Origin of the sequence: Bradyrhizobium sp. AZCC 1678 (assembly GCF_036924765.1) — a bacterium.
Lineage (GTDB): Bacteria > Pseudomonadota > Alphaproteobacteria > Rhizobiales > Xanthobacteraceae > Bradyrhizobium > Bradyrhizobium algeriense.
In genome coordinates, this window is the sequence record NZ_JAZHSE010000001.1 from 3,693,017 (window position 1) to 3,707,444 (window position 14,428).

The 14,428-nt window shown below is 63.0% G+C and carries 13 protein-coding genes; 10 read left to right on the forward strand and 3 right to left on the reverse strand.

The window, feature by feature from the left end:
* Window positions 1-8 precede the first annotated feature (8 nt).
* Together V1294_RS17445 and V1294_RS17450 are read right to left on the reverse strand one after the other, a co-directional pair.
* Window positions 9-881, reverse strand: coding sequence for an ABC transporter permease (locus tag V1294_RS17445; RefSeq protein WP_334498840.1), 873 nt, complete (start codon window positions 879-881; stop codon window positions 9-11).
* Window positions 878-1,672, reverse strand: a complete 795-nt coding sequence (locus tag V1294_RS17450) for an IclR family transcriptional regulator (protein WP_334498842.1) — start codon at window positions 1,670-1,672, stop codon at window positions 878-880. The genes V1294_RS17445 and V1294_RS17450 overlap by 4 nt, the downstream gene beginning before the upstream one ends.
* A gap of 367 nt (window positions 1,673-2,039) precedes the next feature.
* On the opposite strand from V1294_RS17450, the gene V1294_RS17455 reads away from it, so the two are divergent.
* A complete protein-coding gene (locus V1294_RS17455) occupies window positions 2,040-3,602 on the forward strand; it encodes an ABC transporter substrate-binding protein (protein ID WP_334498843.1) in 1,563 nt (520 codons plus the stop codon).
* Between the two features lie 4 nt (window positions 3,603-3,606).
* A complete protein-coding gene (locus tag V1294_RS17460) occupies window positions 3,607-5,190 on the forward strand; it encodes a GMC family oxidoreductase (protein WP_334498844.1) in 1,584 nt (527 codons plus the stop codon).
* A 35-nt stretch (window positions 5,191-5,225) separates the two neighbouring features.
* Here the strand turns inward: V1294_RS17460 and V1294_RS17465 are convergent, their stop codons facing one another.
* Window positions 5,226-6,125, reverse strand: coding sequence for a LysR family transcriptional regulator (locus V1294_RS17465; RefSeq protein ID WP_334498846.1), 900 nt, complete (start codon window positions 6,123-6,125; stop codon window positions 5,226-5,228).
* Window positions 6,126-6,274: 149 nt separating this feature from the next.
* Here V1294_RS17465 and V1294_RS17470 point away from each other — a divergent pair, with 149 nt between their 5' ends.
* Genes V1294_RS17470 through V1294_RS17505 form a run of 8 tightly spaced genes read left to right on the forward strand, consistent with a single transcriptional unit; the run spans window position 6,275 to window position 14,393 of the window.
* Window positions 6,275-7,267: an N-carbamoyl-D-amino-acid hydrolase gene (locus V1294_RS17470; RefSeq protein WP_334498847.1), complete on the forward strand. Its 993-nt coding sequence runs from the start codon at window positions 6,275-6,277 to the stop codon at window positions 7,265-7,267.
* A gap of 1 nt (window position 7,268) precedes the next feature.
* Window positions 7,269-8,093: an ABC transporter substrate-binding protein gene (locus V1294_RS17475; RefSeq protein ID WP_334498849.1), complete on the forward strand. Its 825-nt coding sequence runs from the start codon at window positions 7,269-7,271 to the stop codon at window positions 8,091-8,093.
* Window positions 8,090-8,947, forward strand: a complete 858-nt coding sequence (locus tag V1294_RS17480; protein ID WP_334498851.1) for an amino acid ABC transporter permease — start codon at window positions 8,090-8,092, stop codon at window positions 8,945-8,947. Before V1294_RS17475 ends, V1294_RS17480 begins: the two co-directional genes overlap by 4 nt.
* The gene (locus V1294_RS17485; RefSeq protein WP_334498853.1) at window positions 8,944-9,708 is read left to right on the forward strand and encodes an amino acid ABC transporter ATP-binding protein; all 765 of its coding nucleotides are present in this window, start codon (window positions 8,944-8,946) and stop codon (window positions 9,706-9,708) included. Before V1294_RS17480 ends, V1294_RS17485 begins: the two co-directional genes overlap by 4 nt.
* 13 nt (window positions 9,709-9,721) lie before the next feature.
* A complete protein-coding gene (locus V1294_RS17490) occupies window positions 9,722-10,537 on the forward strand; it encodes an ABC transporter substrate-binding protein (protein ID WP_334481823.1) in 816 nt (271 codons plus the stop codon).
* The gene (locus tag V1294_RS17495) at window positions 10,524-11,408 is read left to right on the forward strand and encodes a polysaccharide deacetylase family protein (protein ID WP_334481821.1); all 885 of its coding nucleotides are present in this window, start codon (window positions 10,524-10,526) and stop codon (window positions 11,406-11,408) included. The genes V1294_RS17490 and V1294_RS17495 overlap by 14 nt, the downstream gene beginning before the upstream one ends.
* A 31-nt stretch (window positions 11,409-11,439) precedes the next feature.
* The gene (locus tag V1294_RS17500; RefSeq protein WP_334481819.1) at window positions 11,440-13,023 is read left to right on the forward strand and encodes an ABC transporter substrate-binding protein; all 1,584 of its coding nucleotides are present in this window, start codon (window positions 11,440-11,442) and stop codon (window positions 13,021-13,023) included.
* Window positions 13,020-14,393, forward strand: a complete 1,374-nt coding sequence (locus tag V1294_RS17505; RefSeq protein ID WP_334481817.1) for an amidohydrolase family protein — start codon at window positions 13,020-13,022, stop codon at window positions 14,391-14,393. The genes V1294_RS17500 and V1294_RS17505 overlap by 4 nt, the downstream gene beginning before the upstream one ends.
* Window positions 14,394-14,428 lie beyond the last annotated feature (35 nt).

The window sequence follows — 14,428 nt, forward strand, 5'->3', positions numbered from 1 at the left end:
CGGCGGCCTCACTGCAGATCGCGCTGGCCGGAGACCAGCCCGAGGATGCGGTTATAGGCAATGACCAGAACCAGCGAGATGGTCAGTAGCACCATGCCAAGCGCCGCGGCAAAGCCGACATTGAAGCTCGAGGAGATCTGCTGGTAGATCAGCATGGGAAGCGTCATGATCTGGAAGCCGCCCATCAGGATCGGGGTGACATAGGCGCTGATGGCCAGCGCAAAGACCAGGAGCGAGCCGGCCAGGATGCCCGGCAGGCTCAGGGGCAGCGTCACTTCGAGGAAAGCGCGGAGCGGCGAGGCGCCAAGATTTTGCGCCGCATGCTCCAGCCGCTCGTCGATCCGCCCGATGACGCCGACCAGGGTCAGAACCATGTAGGGCACGTAGATATGCGTCAGGCCCAGCACGATGCTGAATTCGTTGTACATCAGCGGCAGCGGTTTCGAGATCAGGCCGAGGCCGATCAGGGCCTGGTTGATCGCGCCTTTGTCCGACAACAGCGCCATCCAGGCAAAGGTGCGGACGACAATGCCCGTCAGCATCGGCGTCAATACCGCCATCATCAGCATGGCATAGGCTGTGCGGCCACGAACACGTGCCATCAAATGGGCCAGCGGGTAGCCGATCAGCAAGGCCGCCAGCGTGGTGAGCAGGCCAATCCGCAGCGTGGTCCAGATCACCTCGAAATAATAAGTGTCGTCGAGAATCCTCCGATAATATTTGGTCGTGAAATCGACATTTGCCTGCACGACCGGATTGCCGGTGAGCAGGCTCATCATGGCCATCAGCCCCATCGGTAGGAAGAAGAACAGGGCGAACAGCAGCGCGCTCGGCGCGATCAGCCAGGCGATAGGCGTGATGCCCGCGCGAGCCGCATTCATCTTGCTGCGGCCTTGCGTATGGGTGTGGCGCTATCCAGTGCGAGCCATATCGGATCATCGAAGAGCCGCCCGAGGTCGACCGCCATCGCACGCAAAGCTTGCCAAAGCTTCGCGCGCTCTTCAGCTGAGGTCAGCTGGCTCGGATAGGATACGGCGACCCCGATCGTTTCATTGGTGTCGCGACGGGTGAGTGCGAAACCCAGCGAGCCTACGCCCGGCAAGGATTCATTGCTGGCTTCGGAATAGCCGGTGCGGCGGATTTCGGCGATACGCGCCATCAGCGCCGTCAGATTCCGCGGCGCAGACGGCGAGATGGCCGGCAACGGTTTCGGCATGCGGGCGCGAATATCTGCGTCGCCGAGGCGCGCAAGCATAGCGCGGCCGTTGGACGTCGCGAAGGCCGGCGCGCGTACGCCGGGTGGCGTCACCACCTGAAGCGGATTGGATCCGGGGACGACGCGCAGCACGACCTGTTCGGCGCCGTCGAGCACGGAAATGTAGCCGGTATGGCCGGTCTTGGCGCAGACCGCGCGCAGCCGCTGCTCGGCGAGGGCCACAAAGTCATTTTGCGTCCGATGCAAGCGGCCGAGTTCGAACACTAGCAGGCCCGGCCGGTAGCGGCGGGTCAAGGCGTCCTGCTCCAGCAGCCCACATTCCTTGAGTTGACGCAGCAGCCGTGACGTCGAGCTCTTCGGCTTGCCGGTGAGCCGGATCACGTCGGCATTGCTGATCTCCGGCTGATGCGGCGCGAAGCAGCGCAAGATTTCGATGGCGTTGTCGAGGGCGCTCATGGTCTTGAACGGGCTTTCCGAGTAGTTCCGGAAAATGGAACAGAGTTTTTAATTTTGAGACCTGGAAGGGAGGCCGTCAACGGGTGGATGCGCAGCATTTTTGAACAATCCACGCTCAAAATTCGCGCAACTGACCAAAGATTGCTGTTTGAGTGACGTCGTTGAGTTGGTCCAGTCTCGCCGCGACATTCTTGGTGCGGCGTCGCTATCACCGCGCACGTGATCAAACGCGCATCAGGTAGTCGCTGTGACATGCGCAGCGCAGCTCCTGCGGCATGGACATTGCTTGAGAGACCAACTGCACGCGAGGTGCATTGGCCGTTTCCAAATCCTCCCAGACTCTGCTCACGAACCTGAAAAGGCACCCATGTCCAAATTGAAGGCTTTCTTCCCCGCGATGTTTTCGCTCGCGCTTATCGCGGCTCCAGCGGTTACGCCGGCCTATTCCGGCGGCAATCTTGTCGCGGTGCTGGAAGCGGAAATCGCCACGCTCGATCCGCATTTTACGCCGGCTTATATCTCGCGGACGTTCGGATTCATGGTGTTCGACACCCTGTTCGCAAAGGACGCCAAGGGCGAGGTCAAGCCGCAAATGGTGCAGGACTGGAAGGTTTCGCCTGATGGTTTGATCTACACGTTCACGCTGCGCGACGGCCTGAAATGGCATGATGGCCAGCCGGTTACATCCGCGGACTGCGTCGCGTCGCTGCGACGCTGGGGCCAGCGCAATGCACTCGGCCGGCGAATCTTCGCCATTACCGCGTCGCTCGAACCGAGTGATGCCAAAACTTTCGTGCTGACGCTGAAAGAGCCGTCGGGCCTGGTGATAGACGCGCTCGGCAATCCCGTGAGCCCTGTCGCCTTCATGATGCCCGAGCGCGTCGCCAAGACGCCCGCCGATCAACGCATCACCGAAATCGTTGGCTCCGGACCGTTTGTCTACAGCAAGGCTGATCACCGCACCGGCGATCGCATGATCCTGAAAAAATTCGCCGATTATGTGTCACGCTCCGAACCCGCCGACTTCCTGGCCGGTGGCAAGCGCGTCAATATAGACACGCTGGAAATTCGCGTCATCCCCGACGGTTCCACCGCCGCATCTGCGCTGCAGACCGGCGAGGTGGATTACATGCAGTACGCGCCGTTCGATCTGCTGCCGGTCCTCGAAAAGAATGCCAAGGTGAAGGTCGTGAACTTCACCGGAGGCAACATGTTTGCCGGCGCCTATCGCCTCAACGCCGCGCAGAAGCCGTTCGACGATCCGGCGATCCGGCGCGTGCTGTGGAAGCTGGTCGATCAGCGCGAGGTGTTGGACGGGCTGGGCCTCGATGCCAAATACGCCACGCCTTGCGCAACATTCTTCACCTGCGGCACCACCTATGACAGCAAGGCCGGAACCGACGCCGCAGCGAACCCATCCGTTGAGGCGGCGCGCGCGGCACTCAAGGCGACGAAATACGCCGGCGAGCCGATTATCGTGATGCAGGCCAGCGACCTCGAAGCGCCGCGCATTTCGGCGCAGGTTCTTGCAGAGAAGCTGAAGCAGGCCGGCTTCAACGTCGATTTGCAGGTGATGGATTGGGCCTCGGTGCTTGCCCGTCGCACCAAGAAAGAAGGCTGGAGCGTTTATGGCGTTCACGCCGGCGGCTTCGATCTGGCCTCGCCGCTTACGAACGTCATGGTGGCGTTCAACTGCGTCGACTTCACGGGCTGGCAATGCGACCAGCGCATCACGCCGCTGGTGGATGCCTTTGCCAAGGCGCCCGCCGAGGAGGATCGCAAGAAGATCGCAGCCGAGATCCAGACCGTGATGTACGATCAGGCTCCGGGCATTCCGTGGGGGCAGTTCGCCCAGCCGGCTGCCTATCGCGCCAATCTGCGCGGTTTGATACCGTCGGCGATTCCGATTTTCTGGAACATCGAGAAGTGACGCCATGTATGACGTCATTGTAGTCGGCGGCGGCTCTGCCGGCGCCGCGGTTGCCGCCCGGCTGTCCGAGGACCCCGCCAGGCGCGTGCTGCTGCTGGAAGCCGGCCTCGACTGGCGCGCCGACGAGGCGCCCTGGGAAGTCCGCACGCCGAACCCGATCCCGATCATTCACAAGCGCGAATATCAGGAGAAATGGCAGTGGCCGAATCTTTTGACCCGCCGAGTGGCGGGACAGGAGGCGCGCTTCTATTGGCGCGGCAAGGGCCTCGGCGGCAGTTCGATGATGAACGGCCAGATCGCCATCCGCGGCGTCGCGGACGCGTTCGACGACTGGGCGGCCGGTGGCTGCACCGGCTGGTCGGCAAAAGAGGTGATGCCGCTGTTCTCGGTCATCGAGGATGATTTCGAGTTCGGCGACAGGGCAGGCCATGGCCGTGATGGACCGTTGCCGGTCTATCGCGCGCCGCCGGAGAAGTGGGGCCCGATCGACCGCGGGCTCCGCGACGCCGCGCTGGCATCGGGGTATCCGTGGTGTGCTGACCTCAACGGACCGGATGGCGAGGGTGTCGCCTGTTATCCGATCAACAGCCGCGACAGCCGCCGCATCACCACCAATGAAGCCTATCTGGAGCCGGCGCGCGGCCGCGCCAACCTGGAAATCCGGGGGCATGCGCTGGTCGATCGCCTCTTGATCAGGGATGGCCGGGCCACCGGCGTACTGGTCCACATCGAAGGGCAAGGCAGTTTGGAAATCAGCGCGCGCGAGATCGTGCTGTGCGCCGGCGCCATCCACAGCCCGGCGATATTGCTGCGTTCGGGCATCGGCCCCGCCGACGAGCTGAAGGCGATGGGCATCGCGGTCGAGCGCGACCTGCCGGTCGGCAAGCACTTCTTCGACCACCCGCTGTTTCGCGCCACCATACAGCTGCGCGAGGAATGTCGGCCGAGGGACCCGGATACACGTCATACCAACTGCTGCGTAACGTATTCGTCCGGGCTTGCGAATGGCGGCAAGCGCGACATGATCCTGATCGCCTTCAACCACCGCGGCATCGGCACCCCCGGCGCGATCGGTGCAGGTCTGTTCAACGCCTACTCGCGCGGTCATTTGAAGCTGGCTTCGACCGACGCGTCGATCGACCCGATCGTCGAGGAAAACATGCTTGCCGATGACCGCGACCTGCTGCGCATGGTCGACGCGGTGAAGCGACTAGCCGTGCTCACCACCCGGCCGGCGCTGGCTGAAATCAGCGACTGGATTCGCCTGATTGATACCGACCTGACGCTGCCGCAGGCCGCTTCACTGCCGAATGGGGAGCTCGAAGCGCTGCTCCGCCGCGAAACCGGCGACATTCAGCATGCCGCCGGTTCTTGTCGCATGGCGGGCTTCAACGACGCCAATGGCGTGGTGAACCCGGATGGCACCGTGAAAGGAATCGCTGCGCTGCGCGTGGCGGACGCTTCGATCATGCCGTCCGATTGCCGCGCCAACACCCATTTCACCACGGTGGTGATTGGCGAGGCGATTGCGCGGATGATGATGCGGAAGACGGACGCGTCGAACAACGCTGCCGCCATGGCGCTGTAAGCAACGAGCCCGAGCAGCCTCGGGCCGCGCAACGCTCAAGAGGCACCTTGGTCCAGGGACCGGCTCGCCTGCCGGACTTCATTCAGGAACGCCTTGGCCAGGCGCGATAGCGGCTCCGCCTCGGACCACAGCATATAGGCCACGGCCACGGTCTTGGGCGTGAAAGGCCGAACGATGAGGTCCTGGCTACCGCCCTGGCGCGGTGAAAACGGGTCGACGACCGCCGCGCCCACGCCGGCGGCCGCGAGCACGCAGGCCGTATTGCAGTAGCGCACCTCGACGGTCGGCTGGAACGGCGCGCCGGCCTGCGCAAAGCTCTCGCGGACGGCTTCGCCCAACCGCGTGCCGCGCTCCAGCCCGATGAAGGGCAAGCCGACAAGGTCGGAAGCTGAAATGACCGGCCGTTCGGCCAGCGGATGGTTCGGCGGCAGGACGCAAACCATTTCGCCGGTATGAACCACCTCATGCGCAATGCCGGGATGATGCGACAGCCCGAGCGCGAAGCCGAGTTCGGCGACCCTGCTCGACACGCCGTCGATGATTCCTTCGTAACGCCGCACATCGAAAAAGACGCGCGTCTGCTGACGGCGGCGCAGGAAGTCCGATAAAGCGCGCGGAATAATGCTGTAGGCCAGCGGCGGCGTCGCCACGATCGATAGCAGCCCTGTGCGGCACTCCCTCAAGTCGCGCACGCGATTTTCGAGTTTGGCGTGGAGCGCAAAGATCGCTTCGCTTTCCTTGTAGAGCGCCATCGCCTCTGATGTCGGGAACAGCCGGTTGTTGACCCGCTCGAACAGAGCGAAGCCCGCCTGCGCCTCCATCGTCTTCAGCGCGTTGCTGATCGCCGGTTGCGATAGCGCCAGTTCGTCCGCCGCCGCGACCGTGGTCCGATGGCGGATAACCGCACGCAGGATCTCCAATTGGCGCAGGTTCATATAACTACCGGTTATTGTCTCACTGAAAATATCATAGCACGAGTGATTGCGTTTAGGGCTGCGCTTCCGCGTAATCACCCCGGCATCGGAGCGCTATCGGAGCGGGATCATCCGCCTCTTGAGTAAGCAATCCGCTTAGATTGGAGGCAATGTTGGTTCGAGTTCTCCGCGCCGCCGCCGCTCAGATGGGGCCGACGCAAAAAGCGGACTCGCGGGAGCATACGCTTGGCCGGATGCTGGCGTTGCTGGAGGAGGCGGCTGCGCGCGGCGCAACACTGGTCGTTTTTCCCGAACTGGCGTTCACGACCTTCTTCCCGCGATGGCTTATCGAGGGCGACGCACTCGATCATTACTTCGAGCGTGGCATGCCAAATCCGGCCGTGCAGCCCTTGTTCGACCGCGCCCGGGCGCTCGGCATTGGCTTCTACGTCGGGTATGCCGAACTGACATCGGACGGTCAGCGCTTCAACTGTTCGATCCTGGTCGATCGTGACGGAGAAATTCTCGGGCGCTATCGCAAGGTGCATTTGCCGGGCTCGGTCGAGCCGCGTGCCGGCGCAGCCTATCAGCAGCTTGAAAAGCGCTATTTCGAATATGGCGATCTGGGATTTCCTGCCTTTCGGGCGGGACCGGACTGGAGCCACGCAATCATGGGCATGATGATCTGCAATGATCGCCGCTGGCCGGAAGCCTGGCGCGTGCTGGGCCTGCAGGGCGTCGAACTGGTTTGCGTCGGCTACAACTCCGCCGCTTACGATCCAAACGGCGGTGTCTCCGAAGACGCGGCGCTGCGCACCTTCCATTCCAAGCTCGTAACGCAAGCCAACGCTTACATGAACGCCACCTGGGCGATCGCGGTCGCCAAGGCGGGGAGCGAGGATGGCTCCGGGCTGATCGGTGGCTCCTGCATCGTGGATCCCAACGGCCGGATCGTCGCCGAAGCGCAAACGCTCGTGGACGAAATTGTGGTCGCAGACCTCGACCTCGATCTTTGCCGCCAGGGCAAGGACAAGATGTTCAATTTCGCCGCGCACCGGCGGCCCGAGCAATACGCGGCTATCACGGAGCGTGCAGGCGTCGTCGAACCGGCCGCGTTCGATGCGGTCAAACGTCAAGCGGCCAGTGCGGGCAGAAGGAACTGATATGACACCTCTCTGGTTCTCCGTTGGGTTCGCCGTGCTGGTTGCGGCTGCATCTGCACAGGCCACCGAATTGCCGGAATCGATCAAGCAGGCGGGCACGTTGAGGCTGACAGTCAACTCGACCTACGCCCCCATGGAATATCGTGATCCCACCACAAACCAGCTCGTCGGGCTCGATATCGATCTCGCCAACGAACTCGCCAAGCGGCTGGGCGTGAAGATCGTCTGGAGCGAAACGCCGTTCGCCGAACTCATTCCCTCATTGCAGACCAAGCGCGCGGATTTCATCATCAGCGGCATTTCGGACCGCGGTTCGCGACGCGAGACCGCCGATTTCATCGACTATCTGGCGACAGGTCCGCAGTTCTTCGTCCTGACGGAAAATGCGGCGAAGTCTCCCATCGATCTCTGCGGCGAGAAGGTCGGGACGACGCGCAGCACCAGTTTCCCGGTCGAGATCGAGAAATGGAGCAAGCAGAATTGCGAGGCGAACGGCAAGCCCGCCGTGCAATATGTTCCGGGCGAAAACAGCATCGATGTCCGCAACCAGCTCAAGCAGGGCCGTATCGACGCCGCGGTGCAGGGTAGCGAAACGTTGCCTTACGCCCAAGGGCAGGAGGCCGGCAAATACCGCATTTTGGGTGAACCGTTCTCCACCGGCTATCAGGGCATCATGTTCCGGAAGGACGATGCAGCGCTGCGCGAAGTGGTGACGGAACATCTCGCAGCGATGATGGCTGACGGTTCCTACAAGGCCATTCTCGATAAATATGGATTGGGCGCGAACGCCGTGGCCCAACCGATGATGAATGCGTCCACGCAATGAGAGCAGCACCCACGCTCGCGGAAGGTTTCCCCGATATTTCGGAGATGACGGTCGCGCGTCAGGCTCACTGGGGGCGCTGGCTCGCTGCGGCGGCGATTCTCGTTGTGCTGGCGGCGATCGGTCGCGCTTTCGTCAACGGTCAGATTGAATGGACTTATGTCAGCCGCTTCCTGACAGCGAAGGTGATCCTCGAAGGTATCACCAACACCATGGTGATGGCGGTGCTCGCGATGGCCCTCGGCATCGTGTTGGGCGTCGTCGTCGCAATCATGAGGCTCTCGTCCAATCCGGTGCTGACGTCGGTTGCCGCTGGCTATACGTGGCTGTTCCGCGGCACGCCGTTGATCCTGCAGTTACTGCTGTGGTTCAACCTCGCGCTGGTATTTCCGACGATCGGCATTCCGGGCCTATGGTCGGCCCGGGCGGTCGACGTCATGACGCCGTTTCTGTCCGCACTTCTCGGTCTCGGCATCAATCAGGGCGCCTACACCTCAGAGGTGATGCGGGCGGGCATGCTATCGGTCGACGTCGGACAATATGAGGCCGCGCAGGCGATCGGCATGGGGCGGCTGCGCGCGCTGCGCCGGATCATCCTGCCGCAGGCGATGCGGGTAGTGATCCCGCCGCTCGGCAACGAATTCATCGGCATGGTGAAGGCCACGTCGCTCGCCAGCGTCATTCAGTATCCGGAGGTGCTGCACAACGCCGAGAATATCTACTACGCGAATTCACGCGTGATCGAACTCCTGATCGTCGCCGGCTCCTGGTATCTGCTCGTCGTGTCGATCCTGACTCCTTTGCAGATGCTCCTCGAACGGCGCTTCGCGCGTGGAGCATTGCAGATCACCCGATGACCCAGCCGCTCGTCGCCATCCGTTCGGTCAGCAAGAACTTTGGGGACTTTCAGGCCCTGAATCGTGTCTCGCTCGACGTCAGCGCAGGTGAAGTGCTGTGCCTGATCGGCGCGTCGGGATCGGGCAAGACTACGCTGCTGCGTTGCATCAATCAGCTTTCGTCGATCGATAGCGGCGGCATCTGGCTCGATGGCGAGTTGCTGGGCGTCCGGGAAGAGGGTGGGCGATTGCATCGTCTCACCGAGCGGCAGATTGCACGGCAGCGCCTGAAGACCGGCATGGTGTTTCAGCGCTTCAACCTGTTCCCGCACAAGACCGCGCTTGAAAATATCACCGAAGGTCCAGTGCAGGTGCAGGGCCGCAGTCGCGAGGACGCGCGGGCGGAGGCGATGGAGCTTCTCGGGCGCGTTGGGTTGGCGGCGAAAGCCGATGCCTATCCATCACAGCTTTCCGGCGGACAGCAGCAGCGGGTGGCGATTGCCCGCGCGCTCGCCATGAAGCCGATGCTGATGCTGTTCGACGAGCCGACCAGTGCCCTCGATCCTGAACTGGTCGGAGAGGTGCTTGCCGTCATGAAGGAGCTTGCCCGCAGTGGCATGACGATGATGGTGGTGACGCACGAACTCGGCTTCGCGCGGGAGGTGGCGGATACGGTCGTCTATATGGATCATGGCGTCATCGTCGAGTCCGGGCCTGCGGCGGAGGTTCTGGGCAAGCCCCGTGAAGTGCGTACTCAATCCTTTCTTTCCGCGGTGATCTGATGGAGCGATTGTCATGATGAAATGGTTTCTCGCTGCCGCGCTCACTTGCGCCGCTATGATTTCGGCCATGGCGATCGAACTGCCTCCGGAAATCGCCAAGCAGGGCAGTATCAAGGTCGCCATCGTACCGAATTATCCGCCGATGGAATTCCGCGACCCCGCGACCAACACGCTGACCGGTTTCGACGTCGAGCTTGGCGAGGCGCTCGGCAAGAAGCTCGGCATCAAGATCGACTGGCAGCAAACCAGTTTCGACCAGATGATGCCTGCGATTTCGACGGGGAGGGTGGATGCGATCCTGTCCGGCATGACGGATATGGCGAGCCGGCAGGACACGGCGACCTTTGTCGACTACCTCCGCAACGGACCCCGGTTCTTCGTGCAGCAATCGCGCGCCGCCGAGTTCAACGACACGACGGCATTTTGCGGGAAAAAGGTCGGTGCCAGCCGGCGCACATCGTTTCCAAAGCTGATTGCTGCCTGGAGCGACGCCCATTGCGGCGGCAATCCTATTCAATTCGTCGGCACTGAAGGATCGGCCGATGCCCGGACCCAGCTCAGGCAGGGACGGATCGACGCGGCCGTGCAGGGCGGCGAGACGCTTCCCTACATGATGGACCTCGAGCCGGGCGTCTATCTCCCGGTCGGCGACGTCTTCGCGACCCAGTTCACCGGGCTTGCGTTGGGCGTGAAGGAGAAGGTGCTGCAGCAGGCGGTCGTGGAGGCGCTGGACTCGTTGATCGCGGACGGCACCTACCGTGCCTTGCTGGCGAAGTGGAAATTGACCGACTACGGTGTAGAGAAGGCGACCATCAATGCTGGACAGTAAAGCACTCGCGAGCATTCCGCTCATTCCCGCAAACACCGCGCCGCCGGCTCCGGACTACCCCTGGCCCAAGCCTTACACCTCGGCGATGTTCCTCTCCTTCGACGTGGACGCGGAGAGCGCCTGGACCAGCAAGGATGCGTTACACGCCCAGCGCCTCATCACCATGAGCTACGGCGGCTACGAGGCGCGCGTCGGCACGCCGAAACTTTTGGAGCTGCTCGATCAGCTTGACCTGAAGGCGACGTTCTTCGTCACCGGCTGGTCGGTGGATGCGCATCCCGCGATGGCAGAGGCTATTCTGAAGGCGGGCCACGAGATCGGCCATCATGGCTACCACCATCTGCTGCCGGATCCGGGCGACCCCTGGATCGAGGAGGAGCTGGAGCGGGGGTTTGAGGCGCTGAAGCGAAGGCTTGGCGTCAAGCCGACCGGCTATCGGGCGCCCTACGGCGAATTCACCGAGGAATTGCGTGTGGCGCTGGTGCGCCACGGCATCGTCTACACCTCGTCATTTCGCGACGACGTGCGGCCTTACCGCCATCGCCTTGCGGATGGCAAGCCGGGCACGATCGAGCTTCCGGTGACCGCAAGCTACGACGACTGGATGCACGGACTGTCCGCCCGATTTAGCCCGCGGCCGATCTTTCCCAAGGAGCATGTGCTCTCGATCTGGAAGGATGAGCTCGACGAGGTCAGGGATTGGGGCGCGATGGTTACGACCGTGCTGCATCCGCAATGCAGCGGCCGCCCGATGCGGCTTCGGCTGCTGCGGGAATTTCTCACCTATGCCAAATCCTGCCCCGATCTGTGGATCACGACCGGAGAGGCGATCGCGGCGAATTTCAGCAGTCACGAAGCGGCCACCCTCTGAGAACCGCGCTGATCAAATATTGGAATCCTCGATGCTCGTTTCCCGTCGTTCACTGCTAAAGGCCGCCGCCACGGCGCCGGCGTTGTCGCTGCCAGGGATCCTGCGGGCGCAGTCGCAGACCACGCTGCGCTTTATTCCGGTGATCGACCTGACTTTCATCGATCCGATCTACTCCACGGCGCAGGTTTCCCGAAACCACGGATTCATGGTCTACGATACGCTCTATGGCATGAATTCGGCGCTCGAGGTTTCGCCTCAGATGGTGTCCGGGCATGTCGTTTCCAACGACGAGCGGCAGTGGGACCTGACGCTGCGCGACGGCCTGCTATGGCATGACGGCGAGCGCGTGCTGGCGCGCGATTGCGTCGCGAGCATTCGCCGATGGGCGGCCCGCGACGGCTTCGGCGCCGAGCTGATGGCCGCAACCGACGAACTGTCGGCGCCTGATGACCGCACCATCCGCTTTCGGCTGAGCAGGCCTTTCCCTCTGTTGCCTGCGGCGCTCGGCAAGGCCGCGATCCAGGCGCCGTTCATGATGCCGGAGCGGCTGGCGAGCCAGGATCCGTTCAAACCGCTGGGCGAGGTCGTGGGCAGCGGTCCCTTCCGCTTTGTGGCGGATGAGCGCGTGCAGGGCGCGCGCAACGTATACGCCCGTTTCGATCGCTATCAGCCCCGTCAGGACGGCAAGCCCGATTGGACTGCCGGTCCCAAGATCGTTCATTACGACCGCGTGGTCTGGACGACGATGCCGGATGCCGCGACGGGGGTGGCAGCGCTGCAAACGCGCGAGCAGGATTGGCAGGAGACAACGCCGCATGACCTGTTGCCGGTGCTGAAACGGACCGGTGGCATCACCACCCGGATTCTCGATCCGCGGGGGTACACCTGCATGCTGCGCGTGAACCATCTGCAGCCGCCGTTCGACAATCCCGCCATCCGCAGGGCGCTGCTGGGCGCGATCGACCAGTCCGCCTTCATGACGGCGGTTGCAGGCGACGATCCTGCTTACCAATCCTCACCGATCGGCTTCTTTGCGCCGGGTACGCCGATGGCGAGCGATGTCGGCCTCGATGTGTTCCGCGGGCCGCGCGACATGGCGAAGGTCAAGGCCGACCTGAAAGCGGCTGGTTACAATGGCGAGAAGGTGGTGCTCCTCGTCCCCACCAACTCGCTTGCGCAAAAACCGCTCGGCGACATCGCAGCCGACATGCTGCAGCAGGCCGGCATGAATGTCGAATATGCCGGGCTGGATTTCGGCGTGGTATTGCAGCGGCAGCTGAAAAAGGATCCCATCGCGCAGGGCGGCTGGAGCGCCGGCGTTGGCAACTGGCAAGGCATCGATTGGCTGACCCCGGCCGGCAATTCGAATCTGCGCGGCGACAGCAAGACGGCCGGCTGGTACAAGAGCGAGAAGATGGGGGCACTGCGAAGCCAGTGGCTCGCCGCCGCCAGCCTTGCCGAGCAGCAGCGGATCTGCCGCGATATCCAGGCACTATCGTTCGAGGAGGTTCCCTACTTCCCGAGCGGTCAGTACAAACAACCGACCGCCTACCGCTCGAACATCACCGGCATCCTCGACGGTACGGCCGTATTCTGGAATGTGAAACCGGCATGAGTACGATCGCGATCTTCGGCAGCTATGTGTTGTCGCGCAGGGATGGCGTGCAGGAGGTGCTGCGCGATCACTGGGTGTTACTGGAAGGAAAAAGGATCGCCGCCGTCACGCGCGAGCGGCCGTCCGCCACCGAGGTGTTCGACAAACCGGGCCGCTTCGTGCTGCCCGGCCTCATGAACCTGCACAACCACTGCTTCAGCGAAGCCGTCGCCCGGACACACACTGAGGACGGCAATGGTCGGCGGAACAACCAGAGCATCGTCTATACGGTGTTGCTGCCGCTGACCAAGCGCGGTGCGGACCTGTTGTCGCCGTCGGAGCGGCTCGCGATCGCGCGGCTCGGCATTCTGCAATTGTTGAAGGGCGGCGCCACCACTGTGATGGAGCCGTTCCGCAATACCATTCCGGAGATGTTCGACGCCGCCGAGGAAATGGGAATCCGCTTCTACGGCGCGCCGTATTTGTTTTCGACCTCGGATGCCAAGGCAGGTCCGGACGGCGTGGTGCATTACGCGGGCGATGACGGCCAGGCCGATATGGACACCTGGAACGCGCTGTACGATCGCTGGAATGGACGCGGCGACGGCCGTATTAGCCTTGCGATGAGCCCGCACGCGACCGACACCTGTGGTCCGGATCTGCTGCGGGCGTGTGCCGCCCGCGCGCGCGAACTCGACATTCCCATCACCACCCATCTCGCGCAAAGCCAGGCTGAAGTCGCGACAATCGGAAGCCGTCACGGCGGTCGCACGCCGGCTGAATATCTCGACTGGCTTGGCCTTCTGGCGCCGGATCTTATGGCGGCGCACTGCATCGCGAGCACCGATGGCGATTTGAAGCTGATGGCGGCGAAGGGCGCCACGGTGCTGAACTGCCCGCGCGTGTTTGCGCGCTCGGGCGTTACCGCGGCGTTCAGCCGGTTCGCGGAGCATGGCGTCCGGACGGTGGTCGGAACCGACGGCTACAACATGGACTTGCTCGGCGAACTCAACGCCGCGTCGATGATCTCGAAGATTGCGTCCGCTCGTGCAGATGTCGCCAACGCACCTGACCTGATCGAGTCGGTCACCGCAACCGCGGCGGCGGTCATCAAGCGGCCGGATCTCGGGACGATCACGCCGGGCGCAACCGCCGACCTCACCGTGGTCGACCTGACCCATCCCCATTTACAGCCGCTGTTCGACCCACGGCGCGGGCTCGTCGCGCTCGGGAACCGCGCCAACATCGATCAGGTCATCGTTGACGGGCGTGTACTGATCGATGCGGGCCGGTACATTCACGGCGACGAAGCCGCGATGATTTCGGCCGCGTCAGCGGCGATCGGCAAGATCTGGGATCTGCCGGAAGCCCAGGCGGCCTTCAATGGCTGAACGGCTGGTCGGCACACGCACCGTCAGGAGATTGC